Raw genomic sequence first — 1,534 nt, 5'->3', positions numbered from 1 at the left:
CGTTGCATCGAATTAATCCGCATGCTCCGCCGCTTGTGCGGGCCCCCGTCAATTCCTTTGAGTTTTAGCCTTGCGGCCGTACTCCCCAGGCGGGGAACTTAATGCGTTAGCTGCGGCACCGACGACGTGGAATGTCGCCAACACCTAGTTCCCAACGTTTACGGCGTGGACTACCAGGGTATCTAATCCTGTTCGCTCCCCACGCTTTCGCTCCTCAGCGTCAGTAATGGCCCAGAGATCCGCCTTCGCCACCGGTGTTCCTCCTGATATCTGCGCATTTCACCGCTACACCAGGAATTCCGATCTCCCCTACCACACTCTAGCTAGCCCGTATCGAATGCAGACCCGGGGTTAAGCCCCGGGCTTTCACAACCGACGTGACAAGCCGCCTACGAGCTCTTTACGCCCAATAATTCCGGACAACGCTTGCGCCCTACGTATTACCGCGGCTGCTGGCACGTAGTTAGCCGGGGCTTTCTTCTCAAGTACCGTCACTCTCCTAGCAGTTACTCTAGAAGACGTTCTTCCTTGGCAACAGAGCTTTACGATCCGAAAACCTTCATCACTCACGCGGCGTTGCTCCGTCAGGCTTTCGCCCATTGCGGAAGATTCCCTACTGCTGCCTCCCGTAGGAGTCTGGGCCGTGTCTCAGTCCCAGTGTGGCCGTTCACCCTCTCAGGTCGGCTACGCATCGTCGCCTTGGTGAGCCATTACCCCACCAACTAGCTAATGCGCCGCAGGCCCATCCCCAAGTGACAGATTGCTCCGTCTTTCATTATTCCACAATGCTGTGAAATAAATTATCCGGTATTAGCTACCGTTTCCGGTAGTTATCCCAGTCTCGAGGGCAGGTTGCCTACGTGTTACTCACCCGTCCGCCGCTAACTCTCAGGAGTGCAAGCACTCCATCAAGTCCGCTCGACTTGCATGTATTAGGCACGCCGCCAGCGTTCGTCCTGAGCCAGGATCAAACTCTCCAATAAAGTGTTTGACTTGCTCATTTCTTAACTGACGAGAATTTGTTCAATTCTCTATTTCAACGTTCCACCTAAGTGGTCCGTTTTACTCACTCGTTGTTCAGTTTTCAAAGATCAACTTCTTCGTTTGTCGCCAACATTTTATCTCGTTAGCAACTCTTATATCTTATCACACCCGCTCGTTCATTGCAAGCTTTTTTTGAATTTATTTTTCAAATTCATTTTGGCTTGTTGTCTCAAGCGATTGTTTCGACCGTATTTCTTGGCCGGAAATATAATATACCATGGCATTCGCCAATATGCAACCCTTTTGAGCAAATTAATAATAAGGTAGAATCATACATTCATTTATTTACTATATACTAGGTATTCAGTATCTCTATTTACCCTGCCTGCTTCTTAGGCCAGAAGGTATAGCTGAAGCTATATATGAAGTCAATTCCCAGGATCACGGCCCATTGCAAGACCAACGCCTTTAGCTGCTCCGTTCGTTCTGGTTCCCCAACCACAACAATCATAACGCCAAGCAATATAACTCCTATCATCCACGCCAACAC

The 1,534-nt window shown here is 49.8% G+C and carries 1 rRNA gene; it reads right to left on the bottom strand.

Going from position 1 to position 1,534, the window contains the following annotated elements:
* Positions 1-983 (bottom strand): 16S ribosomal RNA (locus tag ACFVSI_RS22060); the annotation flags it as partial.
* Positions 984-1,534 lie beyond the last annotated feature (551 nt).

This window comes from Paenarthrobacter sp. NPDC057981 (assembly GCF_042886835.1).
Taxonomy (GTDB): domain Bacteria; phylum Actinomycetota; class Actinomycetes; order Actinomycetales; family Micrococcaceae; genus Arthrobacter.
The sequence above is the reverse complement of the archived record's forward strand: the minus strand, read 5'-3'. Positions and strand labels throughout refer to the sequence as shown.